The sequence below is a fragment of the Ruegeria sp. CDSA246 genome, assembly GCF_059611225.1.
Genome location: NZ_JBXWPD010000006.1, coordinates 1 through 23383 on the forward strand (window position 1 = coordinate 1; position 23383 = coordinate 23383).

Sequence of the window (23383 nt, forward strand, 5' to 3'; positions counted from 1 at the left end):
CCTGAATAGGCTTCTTCTGCGCCTCGCGCGCGATTTCAATGTCCGATTTATAGCTCATTGGGCAAAACCCCCGGTTGAATTCCCTGCTAACCGGCGCAGCTGGGCCGGTGCTGGTCAATCCATACCGTTGTGTACAATCCCGATGGATAGAGATTCCGACATATTCAAGCCATGAAACGGCGTAGCGTCATTTCACCGGTTTCAAATCAAAAACGCTTGACGCTTAGGGCGCCCAAGCCCGCTGATCTGGCACGAACAGGCTCATCTGGTCCCCCAACAGCAGCTGTCCGGGTCGTTCCACCCACGCAGTCACACCCCTTCGGCCCTTTGCCGCAGGCTTGAAGGACGCCCCGTACCCGGGTTGATCGGCTTCGATCTCACGCCCGGAAATGACGCAGGGGCGGTTTTCCATATCCACGGTTATCGTGACACCGTCGCGGCCTTGCAAACGCGAGGATGGCGGAAGATGTGTAAAGTCCGGAATGCCGCGCAACAAGATGCTGACGCCCAGAAACGAAGGATCCAGCCGATCCAGCCCCATCTCTTTGGCTGTGGCGTCCATTTCCTCGGCGGATAGAACAGACAATTGGCGCACGTTCCGGATTTCGGTGCCTTGCGGATACAGATTCTTGACCCTGACACAAGAGGCCCGGTTGAGACCCTCGTGCCGTTCGCCTTTGTCCCCTGAGAATTCCAGCTTCAAAGCATCGACCGCTTTGGCCCGGATCGAGCCACCCGCGGGCACGTGACCCAGCCAAACAACTTCACCCGTGAACTCTGTTTCTCGCAATACCGGCATTTGAAATCCCCTTCGGCTGCGGGCCGTCAAAATCGTACTAAAAGTCAAACCAGTCCATTTGAAAAGCTGAAAAGAAAAGACCCGGGACTTGGCCCGGGTCTGATTTCTTTATGCCGATGGTTCTGGCTCCATCCCACCGTCGGGCGGGGTCTTTTTGACCTTGGTCTTGGGAATGGCGGTAACGCTGGGCGCGCTGCCTTCATCCGGTTTGTCACCCTCGTCATCACCATCGGTCGGCGATTCGCCATTCATGACGCGCTTGATCTCATCCCCGGTCAGGGTTTCGTATTCCAGCAAGCCTTGCGCCAGACGTTCCCATTCCTCGTTCTTGTCGGACAGGATCTTGTGCGCGCGCTCATAACCCTGCTGGATCAGGCGTTTCACCTCTTCCTCGATCAGCTCTTTGGTATGCGCTGAAACCGAGAAGCCAGCAGTGTTGCCCGAATAGCCGTCATGCGCCTCGGCATAATCAATGTTGCCGACCTTGTCAGACATACCCCAGCGCATCACCATGGCACGCGCCAACTGGCTGGCCTGCATGATGTCTCCGGCGGGGCCATTCGAGACGTGATCTTCACCGTATTTGATCACCTCGGCGGCTTTGCCTGCCATGGTCATGGCCAGCTTTTGCTCACATTCGTCGCGGTGATAGTTCAGACGGTCCATTTCCGGCAACGACACCACCATACCCAACGCGCCACCGCGCGGAATGATGGTCGCCTTGTAGACCGGATCGCACAGCGGCAGCGACAGTCCGACGACCGCGTGACCAGATTCGTGATAGGCGGTCTTTTCCTTCTGGTCTTGCGTCAGCACCATCGAACGGCGCTCGGCACCCATCATCACCTTGTCCTTGGCGTTCTCGAAGTCTTCCATTGTGACAAAGCGACGGCCAACGCGCGCCGCCATCAATGCGGCCTCGTTCACGAGGTTCGCCAGATCAGCGCCCGAGAAGCCCGGAGTACCACGCGCGATGATGCGCAGGTCGACATCGGGACCCAGAGGTGTCTTGCGCGCGTGCACGCCCAGGATCTTCTCACGGCCTTTGATGTCGGGGTTGCCGACGGTCACGTTGCGGTCAAAACGACCGGGGCGCAGCAGCGCAGGGTCCAGAACGTCCTTACGGTTGGTGGCCGCCAGAATGATCACACCCTCATTGGCTTCGAACCCGTCCATCTCAACCAGCAACTGGTTGAGGGTTTGTTCGCGTTCATCATTCCCGCCGCCGTAACCGGCACCACGATGGCGACCGACGGCGTCGATTTCGTCGATGAAGACAATACAGGGCGCATTCTTTTTAGCCTGTTCGAACATGTCACGCACACGGGATGCACCGACACCAACAAACATCTCAACAAAGTCAGAACCTGAGATGGTGAAGAACGGAACACCCGCCTCACCCGCAATCGCACGCGCCAGCAGCGTCTTACCGGTGCCCGGAGGGCCAACCAGCAGCGCGCCTTTCGGGATCTTACCGCCAAGGCGGCTGAACTTCTGCGGGTTACGCAGGAATTCCACGATCTCTTCCAGCTCTTCCTTGGCTTCATCGATGCCTGCGACATCGTCAAATGTCACGCGGCCATGCTTTTCGGTCAGCATCTTGGCCTTGGACTTGCCAAAGCCCATCGCGCCGCCTTTTCCACCGCCTTGCATCCGGTTCATGAAATAGACCCAGACACCAATAAGCAGCAGGAACGGCAGCAGCGTGATCAGGAACGACTGGAAACCGGATTGCTGCTGTTTCTCGGCGCGAACCGGAATGTTCTCGTCGATCAGCAGTTTGGTGACCTCGGCATCGCCGGGTTTGATGGTGACATAGTTGGCACCGCTTTGCGTGGTATAGCGAATCTGTTCGCCATCCAAGGTCACATTCTTGACTTCGTCGGCTTGAACGGCGGTTACGAAATCAGAATAAGTTCTTTCATTGCTCTGAAGTGTCCCGCCTGGTCCGCTGAACAAATTGAACAGTGCAAGGATCAGCAAAAACAGAACGACCCAGAAGGCGATGTTACGAGCGTTGCCCAAGGAAAGTCTCCCAAAAGATTTCGGCAGATGGGGGTCTGCCGGGTTGCTCTATAAAATAGAGATGATTCAAGGAGGTTCAATGCGATAAAAAAGAAGAATGAAACTCGGGCGTTCCGGGGGCCAATTCAGCCGTCCATCCATTCAACAATCTGGCGGTTGGAGCTGACACCAGTTCATCCCCCAGCCAAACAGCGGGTGAAGCCAACAAGACCTGACGTGGTTTACCCAAGTCCCGCCAATCTGGAACCCTAGGCAGGCCTTGCTCGCCTAATGGTCGGATTTGTACACCAGCGGTCGAAGGTCCTGACAGAATCCAGCGTTTGTCCCACGGCTCGCCGGGGCGCGCGATTTCGCCCTGAACGGCGTTTAGCTCTCTGCAAATCCACGTTTTATTGACCTTTGGGACAAACAAACAGCCATTGACCGACGTAGCGATACCCTCTTTAACAGCCTTCACAGCCTGATCCACCGACGTTTGGCGTGGTGGATACCCCGCTCCGGCAATCCATGCGATGCAGCCGATCACAAGCCGGCGCTGGATTTCCTGAGGCAAAGACTGAAAGGCGGTGCGATCCAAGCATACATCACCGGTTTCCACCACGGCGATTTTTCGGGCGGATTCCTGCGTAAAACGCTCCAACGCCTCACGCGCCTGCGCAAGGTTTTCTGCGACTCGGGTCAAAGAACTGGCCGTGATCCCCAAATCCTTGAGGTCAGACAAGGCCTGCCGTGCCTTGATCCGTTCAAACCGGAGGTCCTGATTCGAGGGATCTTCGATCCAGCCAACTCCCTCACCAGACAGATAGCCACGCAATGCTTGCCTTGTTATACCAAGCATCGGCCGCAACATCGTCACGCCATCCAAAACCCGGTCAACCGGCATGCCCGACAGACCCGTAACACCAGCTGCGCGGCCTAGCCGCATCAGGAAGGTTTCGGCCTGATCATCCGCGGTGTGGCCTAACGCAATCGCGCTGATCGCATTGCGTGTGGCCCATTCGGTCAACAGCCGATAACGCGCCTGTCTGGCCTGATCCTGAAGGTTCCCCTGACCGGCCCACCCTGTCCATTTCAACGTTTGATGCGTGATACCCAAACGCGCGGCAAGCTCGCTTACTTTCTGCGCTTCGGCTTGGGATTCGGGGCGCAAACCGTGGTCAACGGTCGCCGCGAACAACTTAACCTGCTCGTTTTGGGCAATATCATTCAACAGCAAAAGCAGGGCGATTGAATCGCCCCCGCCAGAGACAGCCACACCCATGCGCGGTGGAAGGGTTCGCGGCAAACGCGCCCGAATCCCGGCGCGCAGTTCTTCAGCGTTTTCTGTCAAGAACAGCCCAGGCTTGCCATTTCCTGTGTGGCATTCGTGGCCGAGGTCGACGACGGGAACCGCACGCCCACCTCGCCCAGAGTGATGCAAGCCTGATCGGTCTGCCCTAGACGCCCCAGCGCCGAGCCCAACTCAAACAGCGCCTCGGGTGCGAATGCACCTTCGGAATCGCCGGTAAAGCTGGCCAGAAAGGCCCGCGCGGCCTCACGCGTGTCACCGATCCCAACAAGCGCCCGCCCTCGTTTCAAGTTGGCTTCGGGGGCCAGCGGACTGCCGGGATACGAGGTTTCGAATGTGGCGAATTGCTCCGCTGCGGTCTGATAGTTGCCATCCGCCAGCGCCTGTGATGCGGCATCAAAGTCCGCGCGCTCACCCACGGCAAGTTCACCTTGATCCGTCGGGGCCGGTGCCGTCGGGGTAGTAGGTGTTGTCGGTGCCGCAGCGGTGATTTCGGTTTCGCCACCCAGGGTCGAGGTCTCGCCAAGCGTGCTGAGATCGCCACCTTCCAACTCAACCAAGCGGAATTCCAGATCGCCGATCCGGTTGGTTCCGTCAGTAACAATGTTCTGCACACGTTGGTTCAACTGCTCGGTCTGACGGGTCAGGCGCTGCAATTCAGCCTCAATGGCGTCAACACGTTCCAGAACGGAACTGCCAGCAAGATTGGGTGCCGGAGATCCGGTGGTTGAAAACTCGCGCTTGAGGCGCTGAACCTCGACGTGCAGCACAGTAAGCTCCTGACGGATATCCGCCAGGGTTTGCTGATCCTGTGCACTTGCCACGCCCGCAGTCGCCACGACCGCAGCCAGAACCCATCCTGCAATTCGCATCATCTTACCCCAAAGTTGAACCGGTCAGGACCGTCACCGAACGACGGTTTTTGGAATAGCATTCCTCGGTGCTGCAAATCTCGATCGGGCGTTCCTTTCCGAAACTGACGGTGGTCAACCGGTTGCCCGCGACCCCACGTGAAATGAGGTATTCACGCGCCGCATTGGCGCGACGCGCGCCCAGAGCGAGGTTATACTCGCGAGTACCCTGTTCGTCCGCGTGACCCTCGATCGTGGCGACGAAATCCGTATTGGCCAGCAGCCAGTCTGCCTGTCCCTGCAATATCGTCTGCGCCTGCCCGGTCAGGGTCGACTGATCGACCTCAAACAACACGCGGTCGCCAACAGTTTGCTGGAAATAGGCCGGTGACTGGGGGTCGCTGGGCGAACCCGGCAGGATCGAGCCACTACCGCCCGCGCCACCGCCCAGTGCCGAAGGATCGTTGTTGGTACAGGCGGCCATTACACTTAGCACGCCCAATGCTATGACTTTGCTCAATACATTCATTTCAGGTGCCTCGTCGTTTTATTGCTTTATTGCTGTCTCTGTTATCACAGTGCAGGAAATTTGTGAACTTTTCCAACCCCCTGCCCCGATCACTTCTGCAGTGGGCCCCAGGATGGATCGCTGCCACCATCCGGTGTACGTACCGGGCGCAGGTTCCGACCCGAGATATCCACCGAATACAGTGTCGCCCGACCGCTTGCGCCCTGCGATTCACGGGTGAACATGATGACGCGGCCATTCGGCGACCATGTTGGCCCCTCATCCAGGAAGGACGACGTCAGCAGGCGTTCCTCGCTGCCGTCTGTCCGCATGACGCCGATATGGAACCGACCCTTGTTCTGTTTGGTAAAGGCGATCAGGTCACCACGCGGCGACCAGACCGGTGTACCATACCGCCCCTGTTTAAAGCTGATGCGGGTCGCCTCTCCGCCATTTGCGGGCATGATGTACAGTTGAGGTGTGCCAGAGCGGTCGCTTTCGAACACGATCTGCGACCCGTCCGGCGAATAGCTGGGCGCGGTCTCAATGGCAGGTGTGTTCGTCAAGCGCACGCTCTGGCCCGAGGCCAGATCCATTTTCCAAAGGTCCGTGTTGCCGCCCTGAATCAGCGAATAGACGATGGAGCGGCCATCCGGCGAAAAGCGCGGCGAAAAGCTCATGGTGCCGTCTTGTGTCTTCAATTCAGTCCGTTTGACCCGATCAACGTCCAAAACATAAATGCGCGGCTGACCGGTTTCATAGCTGGTGTACAACAGCCGATCTCCCGAAGGCGAAAAGCGTGGGGCCAGAACAATCGCGGCGCTGTCGGTCAGGTACTGAACGTTCGCGCCATCGTAATCCATGATTGCCAGACGCTTCAGACGCTGGTTCTTGGGACCGCTTTCGGACACAAACGCGACGCGGCTGTCAAAGTAACCGCTTTCGCCGGTCACTCGGGTATAAACCTGATCGGCCACTTTGTGTGCCATGCGCCGCCAGCCATCTGTAGTGCCGGAAAACTGCAGACCATTGCCCAATTCCTGGCCCGAAAATACGTCCCAAACGCGAAATCGCACGGTCAGGCGTTTGCCCGAGACATTGACCGCCCCTGTCACCAAGGCCTCAGCATTGATGGCCTTCCAATCGGCAAATTGCACAGGGGCTTCGAAACTGCTGACCCGGCTGATGAATGCGTCAGAAGAAATCTCTCGGAACAGTCCGGTTCCCGTCAGGTCCGCCGCCACGACGCGCGATATGTCGTTTGCGTATTGTGTGGCCGCTGGCCCGTCGGGCACGAAATTCGGCACCGCAAAAGGCAAGGGTTCGATAATCCCCTGATCCAGCTCAAGACGCAGCGGTCCGCTTTGTGCATACACAGGCGCCGCCAAAATTGTCAGGCCAAGCAACAGGCTGGTCAGAAATCTCATCATTTGATCCGCATCCTCTCGGGATTGAATGTAATCTCAATATCCCGCCATTGTTCGTATTTGTCAGCAGGCAGGGTGTATCCTTTGGCCCCGCAGCGCAAAATCGCTCGCCGGGCGGCCTCATAAGCTTGTCTTGCAGACGCATCGGTACCGCCGGAACTATCCAACATGCTCAGGCTACCGCCGAGCACCTTGCCATCCGGTGTCAGCGAGAACCCGACCACAACGACCGTTTGCAGTGCGTCCGTGGACAGGGAACCAACGTTCCAGCACTTCGACACAGCCAGTCGCATAGCATCCTTCTCACCCGCAGTCAGGGGTGGACCAGACGGTTCGCTGCTCTGCCCCAGCGCCTCGGCCAGTGCGTCGTTGATCGCGGTTTCATCACTTGGCGCGGGCTCTGGTTCGGTCGGTTCTTCGGTCTCGGCCACTTCGGGCTGCGCCGGCGGCGTCGGCCGGTTCGGTCGCACCAGCGGGCGCGGAGAGCTGCGCGGCGCATATTCCTTGGCTTCTTCCGCCTCGGTCACGATTTCATCCGTGGCCTCTTCGGGTGCCGTTTGATCCTGCTGTTCTTGCTGAGTTTCAGCTCCCTCGTCCAGCGATACAGCCGGGGATTCAATATCATCTGGCGCGGCTTCAGGCGGCGGCGGTGCAACAGGTTCAGGCGCTACTTTATCCGCAGGCCGCGGCTGTGCCTCGGGCCCTGGCGGGGCGGGCAAAACGACGGCCTCGGGTTCTGGGGGGGCCAATTCGGGGGGCTGTTCGATCACGACCGGTTCGGGTGGGGGGGCCAGCGGTTCCGGTTCCAGCTCTGGCTCTGGTTCATTTGGCTCAGACACTTCAGGTGTCGGAGGTTCCTGCTCCACCGGTTCAGGGGTGGGGATTTCCTGTTCGGGCGCATCGGGCTGTTGCAGGGCAGTTGGCGTAGGCAGCTCAGGCGCCTCACTTTGAGCCGTCATTGCTGCGAACTGTTCAGCCGAGATCACCGAGATATCCTGCACGGGCATAGGCAATGGTTCGGACCGAAAGGTGCCGCCAAACAGAGCCCACGAAATCAAACTGACATGGGCAATTGCCGAGATCTTGGTGCCGGTATCCACCGCGCGGCCTCACTCTCCACCATCGTCCAGCGCGGGGCCGCCGGTGTCGGTCACCAGCCCCACATTGGAAAACCCACCTGCATTCAGCGCACCCATAACCTGCATCACCTGCGCGTATGGAATTGCACCATCCGCCCGCAGGAACACCCGGTCGCTGCTGCGTTCTGCCGCAATGGCGCGCAGCTTGCCGATCAACTCTTCGCGCGCCACATCCGTGGTTTGAATCTGAACGCGCCCTTCTGCAGTCATCGTGACTGTCAGCGGCTCTTCGTTATCGCCCGGCAAGGCGCTTGCCGCGGTTTTGGGCAGGTCCACCGGCACGCCGACAGTCAACAGCGGTGCCGCCACCATAAAGATAATCAGCAACACCAGCATAACGTCTACAAATGGAGTCACGTTGATCTCGGCCATCGGCTGCGCTCGACCGCGTCGACGGCCGCGTCTGCGCCCGTTCCCGCCTCCGTTCTGCTGAACCGCCGCACCCATTTTAGCTGTCCAACTGACGCGACAGGATGGTGGCGAACTCGTCGGCAAAAGCCTCGTAGCCACCCACGATCCGGTCACTATCAGAACTGAGCTTGTTGTAGAAAATCACCGCCGGGATGGCAGCCAACAGACCCAGGCCCGTGGCCAAAAGCGCCTCGGCAATGCCGGGTGCCACAACGGCCAGGTTGGTGTTTTGCTGCTCGGCAATTTCGATAAACGCGTTCATGATGCCCCAAACGGTCCCGAACAGGCCAATAAACGGCGCGGTCGAGCCCACCGTCGCCAAAATCGGCAATCCTTTTTGCAGTGTCTCGGACTCTTTGGCGATCGCGACATCCATCGAACGGTCAATCCGCGCAGTGGCCCCCGCAATCAGCCCGCCATCCGTTCGGTGCGACCTGCGCCATTCGATCATTCCAGCGGCGAAAATCTTCTCGGAACTGCCGTCGGGCTGCGATCCGGTATGTTCGAACAACTCATCCAGCGGGTTGCCGGACCAAAAGGCCTCGTCAAACACCTGCGCTTCGCGACGGGCGGCGCGGTAGTTGATCAATTTCTGAATGATAATCGCCCAAGACCAGATGGATGCAGCGATCAGCATCAACATCACCAGTTTGACGACAAAGGTCGCGCGGGCATACAGCCCCCACATGGAGAAATCGATCTCCTGCGCCAGCGCCAGCGTTTCAGCTTCCATGAACCTGCTCTTTGTTTTTTTGCCTGACGGCCGTTCGTTTGGCCTTGTTTTGCCAAACGCTATCGCAGTTGGTTATGAAAAGCCAACATAACCACCCCTGACCGACAAATTGTTACATTAATGCGCGAATCTCTGCCGGAAGGCGGACCGGCTTGCCCTGCGCGTTCATGCAAACAGCAGTCACCGAGGCGCGGAAGATCTCGGTCTCCCCCCTCTTGACCAACTGACCCATGGTCAGCCGCACACCAGAGATTGACGACAACCAAGTTTCAACGATCAACTCATCATCGAACTTCGCGGGCGCGACGTAATCGGCCTCGATCCGGCGCACGACCCAGACGATCCCACCATCGCGCATCGCGTTCTGATCGTTGCCCAGACGGCGCACATAGTCAGATCGCGCGCGTTCGATAAATTTGAGGTAGTTCGCGTGGTATACGACCCCGCCCATATCGGTGTCTTCATAGTAGACCCGGATCGGAAAGATATGCTTGTGGGGCGCATCAGCTTCATTGGCCATGATATCAGGTCCGGTCTCTCAAATATGTAACGCGCGGGGCAAATCCTGCTCTGAAACAGATGCATGGTTGCCGCGGTTCCTGCAATCCCTTGCGGGGACAAAGTTCCCACCTTCCCAAGTCCGCTATCGAAATTCGAAGATTTGCCCTCTAGGCTTTCATACATACCAAGTGAATCCGACAGGAGTTTCAATGACTAAAGGACCAAAAGAAGAGAGGATGTTCTTTCTTCCAGTCCTTCAGGGCATCTTGCCGTTCAAACGCGCGACCTTGCCTGCGGAAATTTTGGCAGGCCTGACCTTTGCCTGCCTCGCGATCCCCGAGGTCATGGGCTACACCAAAATCGCAGGCACGCCGGTTGTGACGGGATTGTACACTATCCTTATCCCAATGGCGCTGTTCGCGCTGTTCGGTTCGTCCCGTCATCTTGTGGTGGGGGCGGATTCTGCCACGGCGGCGATTACGGCTTCGGCTCTGGCTGGCATGGCAGTGTCGGGTTCGTCCGAGTATCTGGCGTTGGCGTCCCTGTTGGCGCTGATGGCTGCTGTTCTTCTGATTGCCGCACGCCTCATCGGCTTGGGGTTTCTGGCTGATTTCCTATCCCGAACAGTTCTTGTCGGGTTCTTGACAGGCGTGGGCATTCAGGTCGCAACCGGTGAAATCCCCGGACTGTTAGGGATCGAAAGCGACGGTCACGGGACCATCGCCAAGCTTCAGGCAACCATTCAGAACATCGACCAGACAAGCTGGCCCACATTGGCGGTAGCGGCGGCAGTTCTGCTGATCGTCGTCGGATGCCGGCAGCTGTCACCGAAACTACCCGGCCCGTTATTCGCCATACTTGGGGTAATCCTATGCAGTTGGGCGTTCCAATTCGCCGCATCCGGCATCGCGGTACTGGGCTCGGTCCCCAGCGGCTTGCCTGCGCTCTCTGTCCCGAACGTGGATTGGAGCTGGACCCTGTTCAAACAATTGCTGCCAACCGCGCTGTCCATCTTCGTTGTGATCTTGGCCCAAAGCGCCGCAACTTCGCGGGCCTATGCGGCGCGTTACGAAGAGAAGTTCAGCGAGAACACTGACCTTGTCGGGCTGGGCCTGGCCAATCTTGGGGCAGCCTTCACGGGCACATTCGTTGTAAATGGCAGCCCGACAAAAACCGAGATGGTGGCCAGCGCCGGTGGCCGCAGTCAGGTGGCACAACTGACGACCGCCTTGATCGTCTTGGTGGTCATACTGTTCCTGACCGGCCCACTGGCCTACCTGCCGAATGCGGCACTGTCTGCAGTCGTGTTCCTGATCGGCCTGAAAATGATCGACCTGAAAGGCCTGATTGCAATTTACAGGCAAGCCCGATCAGAATTCTGGATTGCAGTCGCCACGGCTGCGGTTGTCGTCATCGTTGGGGTCGAACAAGGCATCATCTTTGCGATGGTGCTGTCATTGATCGACCATACCCGCCGCGGCTACCGCCCCAAAAATTCAGTGATCGTCAAAACCAAAGACGGTGGTTGGCATTCAAAACCCATTTCCGTGCCAAACCAATTCGAACCCGGGCTCGTCATCTATCGCTTCTCGCACAGCCTTTACTACGCGAATGCACAGCGGCTTTCGGATGAGATCGCGACAATCACCCATGAATCAGATAACAAAGTACGTTGGTTCTGCATCGAAGCCTCGGCCATCGATGACATCGACTTCACCGCGGGCTACACGCTGCGCAATGTCCTCAAGCTCCTGCAGGCAAAGAACATCCGGCTGGTATTCCTCCTGATCGAACCGCATGTCCGGTCAGAGTTGGACAGGTACGGCGTGACCGATTTGGTGGGCGACGACGCATTTTTTGACACGGGAAGCGACTTGTTAAGCGCTTTTCAACACCGCAACACATCCAAATCGTAGATGATCTCAGCTTAAATCACTGCGACTGCTGCATCCGTGCAAACAATCGCAGGCCGTGCGCCGGGTCCTGCGCTGCCCTCGGCAAAACCGGATCATAGGCTGCCCGGATCAGCCCGGCGATATCGGGGCGCAGGACTGTCACCCCCTCGGCGACCGCCAGCGGCGATTGCGTTCTAAACGCAGTGTCCGACCACAGCAAAATGGTCTGCACCACCTGGCTGAGCGCCAGTGTCTCGGCCGGAATCTTGGACAGCTCTTTGTCCATGCGCAGGAAAACAAACGCGGCTCGAATCGCACCGTCCTCTTCAAAGCGGAACACCCGATACTGATTTGCATCCGCCGCGATCAGCCGGTCCACCAGCGGGGCAAGATCGGGAACCAACCGATCCAGATCTGGAACTTCTAGCAGCTCCTTCCAGTCGCGGAAAAAGAACACCATGCAGTTCGCACCAAGTTCCGGATCCGTTTCGGCCATCTTATGATCGGCCAGGCTAACCACGGCCTCAAACGCGCCCTTGACGGTGTTCAGGGTTTCATCCTCGACCCCAAAGACGATAGGCACGATGGGCCGACCCCAACGCGCAAACAGGAACTCTCCGCTTTCACGGGTGAACAACGACTGAATGTCTTCGGGGGTCACGCCCAATCCTTCATCTTTTCGAAAGTACTCTTGCCGAAGGCATAAAATCTAAAGGCCTCAGCTTCAACCAAACAGATCGCTCTGGCCCTTTGGTGCCGCCATTCCCAGATGCGTCCAAGCCTTCTGCGCCAACATCCGACCGCGTGGCGTGCGCTGGATCAGCCCTTGCTGCAACAAATAGGGCTCGATCACGTCCTCCAGCGAATCGCGACTTTCCGACAACGCAGCCGACAGGGTCTCAATCCCGACCGGACCACCGGCATAGTTCTCAGCAATCAGCTTAAGGTATCGCCGGTCGGCACCATCCAAGCCCAGATTATCCACTCCCAACCGCGTCAGCGCGCCATCCGCCAGATCCAGGGTGATACGTCCATCGCCTTCGACGATGGCGAAATCCACCACCCGTCGCAGCAATCGCCCTGCGATCCGCGGGGTCCCGCGCGATCGGCGCGCAATTTCTCTGGCGCCCGCATCATCAGCAGGCGCGCCCAGTTTGCGGGCATTGCGCGTAACGATCTCGTGCAACTCGTCCACTGTGTAGAACTGCAACCGCGTCGGAATGCCAAATCGGTCGCGCAATGGGGTGGTCAGCAAGCCCATCCGCGTCGTTGCTCCGACCAAAGTAAACGGCTGCAACTCAATCCGCACAGTCCGCGCTGCCGGGCCTTCGCCGATCACCAGATCCAGCTCGAAATCCTCCATCGCCGGATACAGAACCTCTTCGACGGCCGGGTTCAGACGGTGGATTTCGTCGATGAACAGCACATCGCGGGATTCCAGATTGGTCAGGATCGCGGCCAGATCACCCGCCTTGGCCAGAACCGGCCCCGAGGTCATGCGGAAATTCACCCCCAACTCGCGCGCCATGATTTGTGCCAGCGTCGTTTTACCCAGGCCCGGAGGGCCATGAAACAGCGTGTGATCCATCGCCTCGCTCCGCATACGCGCGGATTGGATAAAGATGCGCAAATTTGCCCTCGCCTCGGCCTGACCGATGAATTCGTCTAACCCCTGCGGACGCAGGGCGCGGTCGTTATCCTCGGGCAAGGGATCGGGGCGCAATGTGGGATCGGCGTCTACCATTCAGTTACCCTTTCGGAGCCAGCAACTTGAGCGCCGCCCGGATCAATTCAGCCTCGCCTGCATCCGGTAGGCTGGCGGCCGCTTCGGCCACGGCCGAGGCCGCCTCGGATGGTCCGTACCCTAAATTGCCAAGGGCTGACAGTGCCCCCGCCGAAGCTGCGGCAGACCCCGAGGCAGGCTTGGCCGCCTGTTTGGGCGCTGGTGCCGGTTCAGACAGCTCAACAACTTCCAATCCGGGACCGTCCATCGCTTCGGTCACGGTCCCGCCCATCGCCATAACACCCGGCGCTTTGTCTTTTAGATCCAGCACGATCCGCTGCGCCGTCTTTGGGCCCACGCCTTTCGCCGCCTTGACGGCACCCCAATCCCCAAGCGCAATGGCACGGCTGACCCCATCCGGACCCAGCGCGGACAGTATAGCGAGCGAGACCTTGGCCCCAACGCCCTGAACCGAACACAGCAGGCGATGCCATTCCTTTTCGACCAGAGACAAAAACCCGAAAAGCTGCATCAGGTCCTCGCGCACCACCATATCGGTATAGATCGAGACAGCCTCGCCAACGCCCGGCAGCGCGGCCATGGTCCGGTCCGAGCAGTAAACCAGGTATCCAACCCCACGCACGTCGATCAACACGTGATCCGCTGCGCGATAGTCCAGTCGTCCGGTCAGTTTCCCGATCATGCCCGCACCTCTTTCACGCGCGCCTGCGGCGCTGCGCCGTAATATGAATGACAGATGGCAATCGCCAGCGCATCCGCGGCATCCGCCCCTTTGGGCTTACAGCCCGGCAGTTGCAATTTGACCATATGAAGAACCTGCTCTTTCTCGGCATGCCCAACGCCCACAACCGTTTTCTTAACCCGGTTGGGCGCGTATTCCCCCACGGGCAGCCCTGCTTGCGCCAGCGTCAACAACGCCACACCACGCGCCTGGCCCAGCTTCAGCGTACCAGCCCCATCCTTATTGACGAAGGTCTGTTCGATGGCCGCCTGATCGGGCTGATGTTCTGCAATGACTTCGACGATTTGATTGTAGAGAGACAGCAAACGCTCGCCCAAATCGTCCCCGTCAGACTTGCACAGTCCGTTGGCGACGTGGCTCAGGCGGCTGCCATGCGATTCGATGACGCCCCATCCCAGGGTCCTAAGCCCCGGATCAATGCCCAAAATCCGCATATTTCGCCTCGGCCTGCTCGAGTTTTTGTGATCTTTTTTACGGATTAGCACGAAGCGTGAACATTTTCCAAGCGAATTGACAGAGAGCGCAAAAACGACAGACCTGTTTCACAGGCGACAAAACGGCCAGTTTGCGACAGTCAAAAGTCTGAAATCGACACGTTTCATGAAGCAAAAATGGCCAATAAATTAAGGGGTTCTAATGAATCTTGAGCTCTGCAAAAAACGCATAGGACAGTTGCAATTTCCGCACTTGCACAGCCGATTTGGCGGCACTAGATGCCGCTCAGATCGAACGATCAAAACGTAAACTTAAACCAGAAGGAAACAGGATATGGCTGCACTGGACACCACCCGCACCACCATCGGCTCATTCGGCCTCGTCGGCCGTATCGGCGCATATTTCGCATCGGTCGTGAACGCCGCTGTCGAATGGAATGACGCCCGCGTTACTCGTAACACGCTGAGCGGTCTGACAGATCGCGAGCTGGAAGATATCGGACTGTGCCGTGGCGATATTGACGTCGTGGCCGATGGTCGTCGTTAAGATTTAACACACCCACTCATATGTCCCTTCCCTCCCTCGGGGGCAAAGCAGAACGCCGCGCATGCAGAATGCGCGGCGTTTCCGATTCTTTGGCCGGACGTCAGGGCAGCAGCCGTGCCAGCTGTTCCGAAAGCATCAGCGATACCGGGTCGATTTGCATCACCCAGGCACCGGCTTGTTCAACCGAGGTGCCCTCGTTCAATGCGTCAACCCTGTATTGATAGCCCGAAGGCCCAAGGCTGGTGAGCAAGAAGGTCTTGAATGCAAACAACCCAAGCAGACACATCAGTAGAACCTTAAGGGGTAAAGCTGACTTCACCCTCTGCGGTTTCATCACAACCAACCCGTCCTTGCGCATCGTCGCGCGATAGCCACGGCTTAGTTTTGCGTGTTTCTTGCTCAGGCGATTTACGCGCTGATCAAATTCTAGTTGTTTTCCCGTCATGGCAGCCTCCAAAACCGCCCCCCGATTCCACGTTAAGACGGTAGAAACAGAATGCGACAAAATCGAGGCAAAACTCCAGAAAGCTCCAGTAAATGGCCCAAATTTAGCCCTGTTTGCTTAATATTAGCGTCGTCCACTCACCAATTTGGTCATTTTTCTCTAAATTGAAACCGTTTTGTACATAAACAGAAACCACATCATCGGCTTGTTCGTTAAGGATTCCAGATAAAATTGCGTATCCACCGACGCGCAGATTCGCTGCGATTTCGGGGGCCAGAGCAACCAGTGGCCCCTTGAGGATATTTGCGAAAATCAGATCGTAAGGTGCGATCGCGCCCAGATCGGGATGGTCAAAGCCCGCCGCTTCCACGCAACGGACCTTGCCTGCCATTCCATTGGCCTTCAGGTTGGCCTCGGCGACATCAACAGCCACTTCGTCGATATCGCTGGCGATGATCTCACCTTCCCAGACCCGCGCTGCCGCCATGGCCAGCACGGCAGTGCCACAGCCGATATCGGCCACTTTGGTCGCCGTGAACCCTTGGCTCAGAAGATGGTCCAGCGCCTTTAGGCATCCCAAAGTGGTGCCGTGATGGCCAGTGCCAAAGGCCATTGCGGCCTCGATCAGTAGCGGGATGCGTCCCTCAGGCAGTTTGTCAGCGTCGTGGCTGCCATAAACAAAGAACCGTCCAGCATCGACCGGTGCCAGTTCCCGGCGCACATGGGCCACCCAATCGGTATCGGGCAATTCTGACACAACAAACGGCTTGGCCTCAAACGCGGCGGCCAAGACGGCCAAAGCGGTTTCGTCCGGAGTTTCGGTGAAATACCCACCAACTTCCCAAAGTCCCGAACCATCCTCGACCTCGAATACACCAACGCCGGTTGGTTCCGGATCCAGACGCTCCATCGCTTCGCCCAGCCCTTCGGCAGCTTTTTTACCGGTCAGTGTAGTCAGCGCAGTGAATGTGGGCATGAGGGCCTCCTGTATCAATTGACACAGCGCCTATGGCGATGGCCCGCCAAGGTCAAGCATTGGCGCTTATTCGGCAGGTGCCGGCGCGTATTTCGACAAGATCGTTTCATTGCCCGGTTCCGGGTGGCGCGGGATCAGTAAGGACAATCCCAACGAGATCATCGCCATCGCAGCGGCCAGTGTAAAGACTGCACCAGGTGAGATGACCCACAGCAGGCCCAGAAGCGCAGGAAGGAACACAGCGGCGATATGATTGATCGTGAACGCCACAGCCGCCGTCGGTGCGATATCTGCAGGATCGGCGATTTTCTGAAAGTAGGTCTTCAGAGCAAGCGCCAAAGCGAACAGAACATGGTCGATCACATATAGGGTTGCAGCCAGTACCACGCCCCAACCAAACCAGTAGATACCACCATAGGCCGCAAAAACGATCGCCAAGCCGGTGTATTCGAAGACCAGCGTGCGGCGTTCGCCAAACATCGATACGGCCTTGCCCAACATCGGGGCCGCCGCCATGTTGATCACCAGATTGATCAGATAGAGGCTGGTCAATTCGTGAACTTCAAACCCGAACTTCTCGACCATCATGAAGCCCGCGAAGACAACAAAGATCTGCCGCCGCGCGCCGGCCATGAACTGTAGCGCGTAATACAGCCAGTACCGACGACGCAGGATCAGTTTTTTGGTCTGCGGAGTTGGGGCATCGAATTGCGGAAATGCGAACAGGCAGAACAGCGCCAGCAGGGCAGTCACACCACCAGCGGCCATGAATACAATGTTGTAGGACAGATCAAACCGGTCCCAGGTCAAAACGATCAAGCCATAGACCACTGCAGTCGCGGCAGACCCCATGGCCACCAGCCACCCCAGAACCTGCGGCGCGCGATCTATGGGCAGCCATTGCAGCTGCAGCGATTGGTTCACCGTTTCGTAGTAGTGAAAGCCGATCGAGCTGAAGAGCGTAACAAACAACAACCCGCCGAGGCTGGGAAACCATGCAGTCACCGCAGTCGCCACACCCAACATCATTAGCGAGATCATCGCCAGCACCTGCTCACGCACGAAAATGATCACCGCAATCACGCCAACAGCAAGAAAACCAGGGATCTCCCGCACAGTGTGCAGTAACCCAATGTCGGCCCCGTCAAAATTCGCCACCTCAATGACGAAATTGTTCAACAGCGCGCTCCACGCGTTGAAGGCAATCGGCATCGTCAGCGCCATGACGAACAAGAGCGTCACAGGGCGGCGCCAGAACGGAAGGCTCTGCGCCTCGGACAGGGGCATCGGTTTCAACATGGGACTCCTCTACGCCCATTTTCAGATTTTGGCGAGGCCGAAGCAGTGCGCGCACAATCGATCTGCGCTGATGCAGAGGTCAGTAGAAACTCTGCGGATCGATATCCACGGTCAAACGCAGGTCACCCTTCAGGCGCAAAGGTGCGATCCAGCGTGCTATCGCGTCCTGAATCGGTGCGCCCTTGGGTGCCTTGACCAGCAATCGCACGCGGTGTCTGCCGCGAATCCTCGCAATAGGCGCCGGTGCCGGGCCAAATACCTGTGCCCCGATATCACGCAGTGGCGCATCGTTTCGGGCCATTGCATTTCCAATATCAAAAACTGGTCCAACCTCAGGTCCGGACAGGACGATCCCGGCCATACGGCCGTATGGCGGCACACCTGCTGCCTGCCGTCCGGCGGCCTCGGCCTTCCAAAATCCTTCTTCGTCACCTGAAAGAATAGCGCGGATTACAGGATGCTCGGGCTGGAATGTCTGCAACAGGGCCTGCCCTGGCTTGTCCGCCCGGCCTGCCCGACCTGCGACTTGCCGCATCAACTGGAATGTCCGCTCAGCGGCGCGCAGGTCCGCCCCGTGCAGACTAAGGTCGGCATCGATTACCCCGACCAAAGTCAGATTGGGAAAGTTGTGCCCCTTCGCGACCAGCTGCGTACCGATGACGATATCGGCATCGCCCTCGGCAATCTCTTCGATCTTGGCTTTCAGGGCGCGGGCCGAGCCAAACAAATCGGAACTCAGCATCGCGATCTTGGCATCGGGAAACGTCGCCTCAGCCTCCTCGGCCAGCCGCTCGATCCCCGGGCCGACCGGGGCCAACTTGCCCTCGACGCCGCATGAGGGACATTCCTCGGGCATCGGCTTGGTCTCACCGCATTGGTGACACATCAGCCGTTTCAGAAACCGGTGCTCGACCATTCGGGCGTCACAGTGATCACAGGCAATCTGTTCCCCGCAAGCGCGGCACAGGGTCACCGGCGCATACCCACGGCGGTTGATGAACAGCAGCGATTGCTCGCCCTTCTCGATCCGCTGCATCACCGCCTGCCGCAAAAACGGAGAAATCCATGTCCCCGGTTGCATCTGTTCGGCCCGCATGTCGATGGGCTTCATCTCCGGCAACACCGCCGCCCCAAACCGCGAGGTCAGATCAACCCGTTCGTACTTTCCCGCCTCGGCGTTGGCCCAGCTTTCCAGCGAAGGTGTTGCGCTGGCCAGAATCACCCGCCCGCCACAAATGGCGGACCGCAGAACAGCCATGTCCCGCGCGCTGTAATGCACGCCGTCCTCTTGTTTGTACGAGGTGTCGTGTTCCTCATCGACCACCACCAGGCCAAGGTTACGGAATGGCAGGAACAACGCTGAGCGCGCGCCAATTACCATTTGCGCATCCCCCTGCCCGACCATCCGCCAGACCCGGCGGCGTTCGGTCATGGTCGCGCCGGAATGCCACTCGGCTGGGCGTGCACCGAACCGCGCCTCAACCCGCGTCAGGAATTCCGCTGTCAGAGCGATCTCGGGCAGCAGAACCAAGGCTTGTCGGCCCATCCGCAGCGCCTCTGCGACCGCCTCCAGATACACCTCGGTCTTGCCCGAACCCGTCACGCCCTTAAGCAGCGTGGTTCCATATTCCCCAGACCGCTGGCCCTTCTGCAACTTCTCAACCGCCGCCGCCTGATCGTCGGTCAACGCTTTGCCCGGCAAATCCGGATCCAGATGCGGATAGGGCAAATCGCGCGGGCTATCTTCTTCCCGTACAGCGCCCTGCTTGACCAACCCTTTGACGACCGAAGACGTCACTCCGGCCTGTTCGGCGAGTTCTTTCAGGGTGAACGCCAGCCCGCCATAGTTGCGGAGTACCTCCAGCACACGGGTGCGTGCGTCGGTCATCCGGTCCGGCTCGCCATTACCCAACCGATAAACCTTACGCATCGACGGCGGATCACCCAAACCCGGCGCTCGGGTTGCCAGCCGCAACATCGCGGACATCGGTGTCAGGGTGTAATCGGCAACCTTCCCCAGAAACAGCCGCATTTCTTCGCGCATCGGCGCGACCTCAAGCACCCGGATCACGGATCGCGCCTTGTTCAGGTCGAACCCGCCCTGTCCCGGCCCCCAGACGACACCCAGTACTTTGCGCGGCCCCAGCGGAACCTCTACGAACGCCCCCAGAAAACAGCCCCCCTCGGGCGCCTTGTAATCCAGCGTCCGGTCCAGCGGTTGTGCGGTCAGAACCGCAACCAGCTCTCCGTGGTCGAAATACTCCTGAGTGCTCAACGCATATCCTTGGGCTCGGGGGTTCCAGCATGGGTCTCTTTGAGGTAAAGCCATCCGCGACCAAGGCCAACCCATCAAAGGACTGCCCGCATGAAATTCTTCGTAGACACAGCCGAGATCGACGCCATTGCCGAACTGAACGATCTGGGCATGGTGGACGGCGTGACCACCAACCCCTCGCTGATCCTGAAATCAGGTCGTGACATTCTGGAAGTGACCAAGGAAATCTGTGATCTGGTCGACGGCCCGGTTTCAGCCGAAGTTGTGGCCACCGAAGCAGACGACATGATCGCCGAGGGCCGCAAGCTGGCCAAGATCGCGCCGAATATCGCCGTGAAAGTTCCGCTGACATGGGCCGGTCTGAAAACCTGCAAGACGCTCAGCGACGAAGGCCAGATGGTCAACGTCACACTCTGCTTCTCGACCAACCAGGCGCTTTTGGCCGCAAAGGCGGGCGCAACCTTCATCTCGCCCTTCATCGGTCGCCTGGATGACATCAACCTTGATGGCATGGATCTGATCGCGGATATCCGTCAGGTCTATGACAATTTCGGTTTTGAAACCGAAATTCTGGCCGCTTCAATCCGCACCGTGAACCACGTGACCGACAGCGCCCGCATCGGTGCTGACGTGATCACCGCACCGCCTGCCGTGATCAAGAAACTGGCCGATCACCCGTTGACGGACAAAGGTCTGGAAACCTTCCTGGCCGACTGGGCCAAGACAGGTCAGAAAATCCTCTGACTCTTTGCGCGACCGCGCGGCACCGTCAGGTGCCGCGCCCGGCACAACTGCCAAGCCTTGATCTTTGATCAAGGTTTCGCAGGCGGGAGCCGTAGGTCACAGTGGGAATGAAATGCACCGCCAATGCATTTTTTCCAAGGAAACCGCCATAACTCATGTTATAAGCCCCTCAACAAAAAAAGACCGAGCGGGACATGAGCAGCAACACCAAACTCCAGGACAACTTGCGCGCCGCGATTCTGGCTAAACCAGACGCCGTGCTGGACGACAAGGACCTGATGCAGGCACTTGTGACAGCCAACGAACAGGCGCGCGGGGACAACGTCATCGACCTGCGCGGCATCGCCATGCAACGGCTCGAGGAACGGCTGGACAGGCTGGAAGACACCCACCGGTCCGTTATCGCCGCAGCATATGAAAACCTTGCAGGCACAAATCAGGTGCATCGTGCCGTTATCCGCATGCTGGAACCGGCCGAATTCGAAGATTTCCTGCGCACGCTCGGCTCGGATGTGGTCGAAATCTTGCGCGTTGATCGTATCAAGCTGATTCTGGAATCCACAGCCACACAGGAAGACCCCGCCATCGACACTCTGGGCGGTGTTTTGTCCGTAGTCGAACCCGGTTTCGTGGACAATTACCTGACCTTCGACCGCGGCGGCCCCGCTCGCGACGTGGTTCTGCGCGAGATCCTCCACCCGACGCACAGGATTTTTGGACCCAACGCAGATCACCTGCGGTCCGAGGCTTGCCTGCGGTTGGATCTGGGCGAGGGTCGGTTGCCCGGCATGATCGTGATGAGCGCAAGGGACCGCAACCACTTCTCGCCGCAGCTGGGCACTGATCTTCTGTCGTTCTTCGCTGGCGTCTTCGAACGTTCGATGCGCCACTGGTTGTCGTGAGCCTGATCTCACCCGCCTGCCGCGACGCGTTACAGTACTGGCTGGACAGCCTGAGCGCGCTGGCGGGGCGATCGGAAAACACCCAAGCCGCCTATCGTGGTGACGTCACCGACTTCCTGTCTTTCATGACACTACACCACAGTGAACGGCAGGGATTGGCAGCGCTGGCCCGCATCACCGTGTCCGACATGCGCGCCTGGATGGCCGATCAGCGCAGCGCAGGTGTTGGCGCGCGATCCTTGGCGCGCAAGCTGTCTGCGGTCAAAAGCTTCTACCGATGGCTGGCTGAACGCGAAGGGTTCGAACCCACCGCGGTTCTGTCCACACGCGCGCCAAAGTTTACCCAAAAACTCCCCCGCCCGCTGGCCGAAGACGCAGCCCGCGCGATGATCGACACGGTCGAACTTCAGGCGTCAAACGACTGGATCTCGGCCCGCGACGTTGCTGTCGTCACATTGCTATATGGCTGCGGTTTACGCATCTCTGAGGCGCTGTCTTTGACAGGAAGCGACGCACCTTTGCCGGGTAGCTTGCGTATTGTGGGAAAGGGCGGAAAAGAACGCATCGTTCCGGTGATTCCGGCCGCCCGCACCGCCGTTGACCGTTACCTGCAGCTTTGCCCGCATCCACAATCCCAAGAAAAGGCTTTGTTCCGTGGGGTGCGGGGCGGTGCGCTCAATCCCCGTGCAATTCAGGGCGTGATGGCCAAGGCGCGCATGCAGCTTGGCCTGCCCGCAACCGCCACTCCGCACGCTTTAAGGCACAGTTTTGCCACCCACCTGCTGTCCGCAGGGGGCGATCTGCGCGCCATTCAGGAATTGTTGGGCCATGCCTCGCTTTCCACCACGCAGGCCTATACGGCCGTAGATACGGCCCGATTGATGGAAGTCTACAACCGCGCGCACCCCAAGGCCTGATCGCAGGTCCCACGATAACGTCTGGGCTGTACCCTTACCCGGCTTTTAGTTTGCATCTGCAGCGCGCATCGTCCAAGAGACACAAATGACAATAAAACTCAAAGCCCTTTCCGTACATCTGTTCACCGCGACCGGTGCCGTCTTTGCAATGTTGGCCATGCTGGCCGCGGTCGAGGAAAAGTGGAGCCTTATGTATCTGTGGCTTGTGATCTCGTTCATCGTGGACGGAATCGACGGCCCGCTTGCGCGCCACTACCATGTCAAAAAGAACGCACCGGAATTTGACGGTGTTCTTCTGGACCTGATCATCGACTATCTGACCTACGTGTTCATTCCGGCCTTTGCGCTGTTCAAATCGGGGCTGATGGACGGTTGGACAGGCTGGTTTGCGATCATTGTGATCACCTTTGCCAGCGCCATGTATTTCGCGGACACGCGGATGAAGACCAAGGACAACTCGTTCTCGGGGTTTCCGGGTTGCTGGAACATGTTCGTCATCGTGATCTTCGCGCTAGAGCCCAACTTCTGGGTGATCCTGCTGCTGGTTTCACTGTTGTCGCTGGCGATGTTCCTGCCGTTGAAGTTCATTCACCCTGTGCGGACGGAACGCTGGCGCAACGTGTCACTGCCCATCGCGTTCGCCTGGACGTTCTTCGCCGGTTGGGCTGCCTGGGTCGATTTCCATCCCGAAAGCTGGGCGCATTGGGGGTTGGTGATTACAAGCCTCTACCTGGTTTCAGCTGGTATTGCGCAGCAAATTATCCCGCTGCGCAACAACTGA

The 23383-nt window shown here is 58.5% G+C and carries 24 protein-coding genes; 6 read left to right on the top strand and 18 right to left on the bottom strand.

Features of this window, described 5'->3' with window-relative positions:
* Window positions 1-223 precede the first annotated feature (223 nt).
* The 10 genes from AC2FI9_RS08685 to ybgC all read right to left on the bottom strand — a co-directional run bounded on the left by AC2FI9_RS08685 (window position 224) and on the right by ybgC (window position 9701).
* Entirely contained in the window at window positions 224-799 is a 576-nt protein-coding gene (locus AC2FI9_RS08685) for an MOSC domain-containing protein (RefSeq protein ID WP_496767056.1), read from the bottom strand.
* A gap of 108 nt (window positions 800-907) precedes the next feature.
* Window positions 908-2824, bottom strand: coding sequence for an ATP-dependent zinc metalloprotease FtsH (ftsH, locus tag AC2FI9_RS08690; protein WP_058279522.1), 1917 nt, complete (start codon window positions 2822-2824; stop codon window positions 908-910).
* 76 nt (window positions 2825-2900) lie between these two features.
* Window positions 2901-4154 carry a tRNA lysidine(34) synthetase TilS gene (tilS, locus tag AC2FI9_RS08695; RefSeq protein WP_496767057.1) on the bottom strand — a complete coding sequence of 418 codons (1254 nt, stop codon included), beginning with the start codon at window positions 4152-4154 and terminating at the stop codon, window positions 2901-2903.
* A complete protein-coding gene (gene ybgF, locus AC2FI9_RS08700) occupies window positions 4151-4984 on the bottom strand; it encodes a tol-pal system protein YbgF (protein ID WP_496726874.1) in 834 nt (277 codons plus the stop codon). The genes tilS and ybgF overlap by 4 nt, the downstream gene beginning before the upstream one ends.
* A 4-nt stretch (window positions 4985-4988) precedes the next feature.
* Window positions 4989-5492 (bottom strand): peptidoglycan-associated lipoprotein Pal, encoded by a 504-nt coding sequence (pal, locus tag AC2FI9_RS08705; protein WP_496726873.1) that lies wholly within the window; start codon window positions 5490-5492, stop codon window positions 4989-4991.
* 89 nt (window positions 5493-5581) lie between these two features.
* Window positions 5582-6901, bottom strand: a complete 1320-nt coding sequence (gene tolB / locus AC2FI9_RS08710; RefSeq protein WP_496767058.1) for a Tol-Pal system beta propeller repeat protein TolB — start codon at window positions 6899-6901, stop codon at window positions 5582-5584.
* On the bottom strand, window positions 6898-7998 hold the full coding sequence (gene tolA, locus AC2FI9_RS08715; RefSeq protein ID WP_496767059.1) for a cell envelope integrity protein TolA: 1101 nt from the start codon (window positions 7996-7998) through the stop codon (window positions 6898-6900). Before tolA ends, tolB begins: the two co-directional genes overlap by 4 nt.
* A gap of 9 nt (window positions 7999-8007) precedes the next feature.
* Complete coding sequence (gene tolR / locus AC2FI9_RS08720) at window positions 8008-8484, bottom strand: protein TolR (protein ID WP_109312607.1); 477 nt, start codon at window positions 8482-8484, stop codon at window positions 8008-8010.
* 1 nt (window position 8485) lies between these two features.
* Window positions 8486-9181 (bottom strand): protein TolQ, encoded by a 696-nt coding sequence (tolQ, locus tag AC2FI9_RS08725; protein ID WP_108861015.1) that lies wholly within the window; start codon window positions 9179-9181, stop codon window positions 8486-8488.
* Between the two features lie 112 nt (window positions 9182-9293).
* Window positions 9294-9701 (bottom strand): tol-pal system-associated acyl-CoA thioesterase, encoded by a 408-nt coding sequence (gene ybgC, locus AC2FI9_RS08730; protein ID WP_058273220.1) that lies wholly within the window; start codon window positions 9699-9701, stop codon window positions 9294-9296.
* A 190-nt stretch (window positions 9702-9891) separates the two neighbouring features.
* Here ybgC and AC2FI9_RS08735 point away from each other — a divergent pair, with 190 nt between their 5' ends.
* Window positions 9892-11598, top strand: coding sequence for a SulP family inorganic anion transporter (locus AC2FI9_RS08735; RefSeq protein WP_496767060.1), 1707 nt, complete (start codon window positions 9892-9894; stop codon window positions 11596-11598).
* 16 nt (window positions 11599-11614) lie between these two features.
* On the opposite strand, the gene AC2FI9_RS08740 is transcribed toward AC2FI9_RS08735, so the two are convergent.
* From AC2FI9_RS08740 to ruvC, 4 genes are all read right to left on the bottom strand, one after another.
* On the bottom strand, window positions 11615-12238 hold the full coding sequence (locus tag AC2FI9_RS08740) for a hypothetical protein (RefSeq protein WP_496740206.1): 624 nt from the start codon (window positions 12236-12238) through the stop codon (window positions 11615-11617).
* Between the two features lie 63 nt (window positions 12239-12301).
* Window positions 12302-13321, bottom strand: coding sequence for a Holliday junction branch migration DNA helicase RuvB (gene ruvB, locus AC2FI9_RS08745; protein WP_109312604.1), 1020 nt, complete (start codon window positions 13319-13321; stop codon window positions 12302-12304).
* Between the two features lie 4 nt (window positions 13322-13325).
* Window positions 13326-14003, bottom strand: a complete 678-nt coding sequence (gene ruvA, locus AC2FI9_RS08750; RefSeq protein ID WP_496767061.1) for a Holliday junction branch migration protein RuvA — start codon at window positions 14001-14003, stop codon at window positions 13326-13328.
* The gene (gene ruvC / locus AC2FI9_RS08755; RefSeq protein ID WP_058273216.1) at window positions 14000-14497 is read right to left on the bottom strand and encodes a crossover junction endodeoxyribonuclease RuvC; all 498 of its coding nucleotides are present in this window, start codon (window positions 14495-14497) and stop codon (window positions 14000-14002) included. Before ruvC ends, ruvA begins: the two co-directional genes overlap by 4 nt.
* A 334-nt stretch (window positions 14498-14831) precedes the next feature.
* On the opposite strand from ruvC, the gene AC2FI9_RS08760 reads away from it, so the two are divergent.
* The gene (locus AC2FI9_RS08760; protein ID WP_496767062.1) at window positions 14832-15044 is read left to right on the top strand and encodes a DUF1127 domain-containing protein; all 213 of its coding nucleotides are present in this window, start codon (window positions 14832-14834) and stop codon (window positions 15042-15044) included.
* A 100-nt stretch (window positions 15045-15144) separates the two neighbouring features.
* Here the strand turns inward: AC2FI9_RS08760 and AC2FI9_RS08765 are convergent, their stop codons facing one another.
* The 4 genes from AC2FI9_RS08765 to AC2FI9_RS08780 all read right to left on the bottom strand — a co-directional run bounded on the left by AC2FI9_RS08765 (window position 15145) and on the right by AC2FI9_RS08780 (window position 20039).
* Complete coding sequence (locus tag AC2FI9_RS08765) at window positions 15145-15489, bottom strand: hypothetical protein (RefSeq protein ID WP_109312601.1); 345 nt, start codon at window positions 15487-15489, stop codon at window positions 15145-15147.
* A gap of 103 nt (window positions 15490-15592) precedes the next feature.
* The gene (locus AC2FI9_RS08770) at window positions 15593-16465 is read right to left on the bottom strand and encodes a 50S ribosomal protein L11 methyltransferase (RefSeq protein ID WP_496767063.1); all 873 of its coding nucleotides are present in this window, start codon (window positions 16463-16465) and stop codon (window positions 15593-15595) included.
* 66 nt (window positions 16466-16531) lie between these two features.
* Window positions 16532-17764 carry an MFS transporter gene (locus AC2FI9_RS08775; RefSeq protein WP_496767064.1) on the bottom strand — a complete coding sequence of 411 codons (1233 nt, stop codon included), beginning with the start codon at window positions 17762-17764 and terminating at the stop codon, window positions 16532-16534.
* A 79-nt stretch (window positions 17765-17843) separates the two neighbouring features.
* Window positions 17844-20039 carry a primosomal protein N' gene (locus AC2FI9_RS08780; protein ID WP_496767065.1) on the bottom strand — a complete coding sequence of 732 codons (2196 nt, stop codon included), beginning with the start codon at window positions 20037-20039 and terminating at the stop codon, window positions 17844-17846.
* Between the two features lie 90 nt (window positions 20040-20129).
* Here AC2FI9_RS08780 and fsa point away from each other — a divergent pair, with 90 nt between their 5' ends.
* From fsa to AC2FI9_RS08800, 4 genes are all read left to right on the top strand, one after another.
* A complete protein-coding gene (gene fsa / locus AC2FI9_RS08785; RefSeq protein ID WP_496767066.1) occupies window positions 20130-20783 on the top strand; it encodes a fructose-6-phosphate aldolase in 654 nt (217 codons plus the stop codon).
* A 194-nt stretch (window positions 20784-20977) separates the two neighbouring features.
* A complete protein-coding gene (locus tag AC2FI9_RS08790; protein ID WP_058273210.1) occupies window positions 20978-21685 on the top strand; it encodes a DUF484 family protein in 708 nt (235 codons plus the stop codon).
* Window positions 21682-22602 (top strand): tyrosine recombinase XerC, encoded by a 921-nt coding sequence (locus AC2FI9_RS08795; protein ID WP_496767067.1) that lies wholly within the window; start codon window positions 21682-21684, stop codon window positions 22600-22602. The genes AC2FI9_RS08790 and AC2FI9_RS08795 overlap by 4 nt, the downstream gene beginning before the upstream one ends.
* A gap of 85 nt (window positions 22603-22687) precedes the next feature.
* On the top strand, window positions 22688-23383 hold the full coding sequence (locus tag AC2FI9_RS08800) for a CDP-alcohol phosphatidyltransferase family protein (protein WP_496740199.1): 696 nt from the start codon (window positions 22688-22690) through the stop codon (window positions 23381-23383).

Coding starts and splice junctions, on each gene's coding strand:
- ruvB (WP_109312604.1), bottom strand. CDS start 13,321: ATGGTAGACGCCGATCCCACATTGCGCCCCGATCCCTTGCCCGAGGAT.
- tolB (WP_496767058.1), bottom strand. CDS start 6,901: ATGATGAGATTTCTGACCAGCCTGTTGCTTGGCCTGACAATTTTGGCG.
- tolQ (WP_108861015.1), bottom strand. CDS start 9,181: ATGGAAGCTGAAACGCTGGCGCTGGCGCAGGAGATCGATTTCTCCATG.
- AC2FI9_RS08790 (WP_058273210.1), top strand. CDS start 20,978: ATGAGCAGCAACACCAAACTCCAGGACAACTTGCGCGCCGCGATTCTG.
- pal (WP_496726873.1), bottom strand. CDS start 5,492: ATGAATGTATTGAGCAAAGTCATAGCATTGGGCGTGCTAAGTGTAATG.
- fsa (WP_496767066.1), top strand. CDS start 20,130: ATGAAATTCTTCGTAGACACAGCCGAGATCGACGCCATTGCCGAACTG.
- AC2FI9_RS08760 (WP_496767062.1), top strand. CDS start 14,832: ATGGCTGCACTGGACACCACCCGCACCACCATCGGCTCATTCGGCCTC.
- tolR (WP_109312607.1), bottom strand. CDS start 8,484: ATGGGTGCGGCGGTTCAGCAGAACGGAGGCGGGAACGGGCGCAGACGC.
- AC2FI9_RS08685 (WP_496767056.1), bottom strand. CDS start 799: ATGCCGGTATTGCGAGAAACAGAGTTCACGGGTGAAGTTGTTTGGCTG.
- ybgF (WP_496726874.1), bottom strand. CDS start 4,984: ATGCGAATTGCAGGATGGGTTCTGGCTGCGGTCGTGGCGACTGCGGGC.
- AC2FI9_RS08775 (WP_496767064.1), bottom strand. CDS start 17,764: ATGTTGAAACCGATGCCCCTGTCCGAGGCGCAGAGCCTTCCGTTCTGG.
- ruvC (WP_058273216.1), bottom strand. CDS start 14,497: ATGCGGATTTTGGGCATTGATCCGGGGCTTAGGACCCTGGGATGGGGC.
- AC2FI9_RS08800 (WP_496740199.1), top strand. CDS start 22,688: ATGACAATAAAACTCAAAGCCCTTTCCGTACATCTGTTCACCGCGACC.
- AC2FI9_RS08735 (WP_496767060.1), top strand. CDS start 9,892: ATGACTAAAGGACCAAAAGAAGAGAGGATGTTCTTTCTTCCAGTCCTT.
- AC2FI9_RS08770 (WP_496767063.1), bottom strand. CDS start 16,465: ATGCCCACATTCACTGCGCTGACTACACTGACCGGTAAAAAAGCTGCC.
- ruvA (WP_496767061.1), bottom strand. CDS start 14,003: ATGATCGGGAAACTGACCGGACGACTGGACTATCGCGCAGCGGATCAC.
- ybgC (WP_058273220.1), bottom strand. CDS start 9,701: ATGGCCAATGAAGCTGATGCGCCCCACAAGCATATCTTTCCGATCCGG.
- AC2FI9_RS08765 (WP_109312601.1), bottom strand. CDS start 15,489: ATGACGGGAAAACAACTAGAATTTGATCAGCGCGTAAATCGCCTGAGC.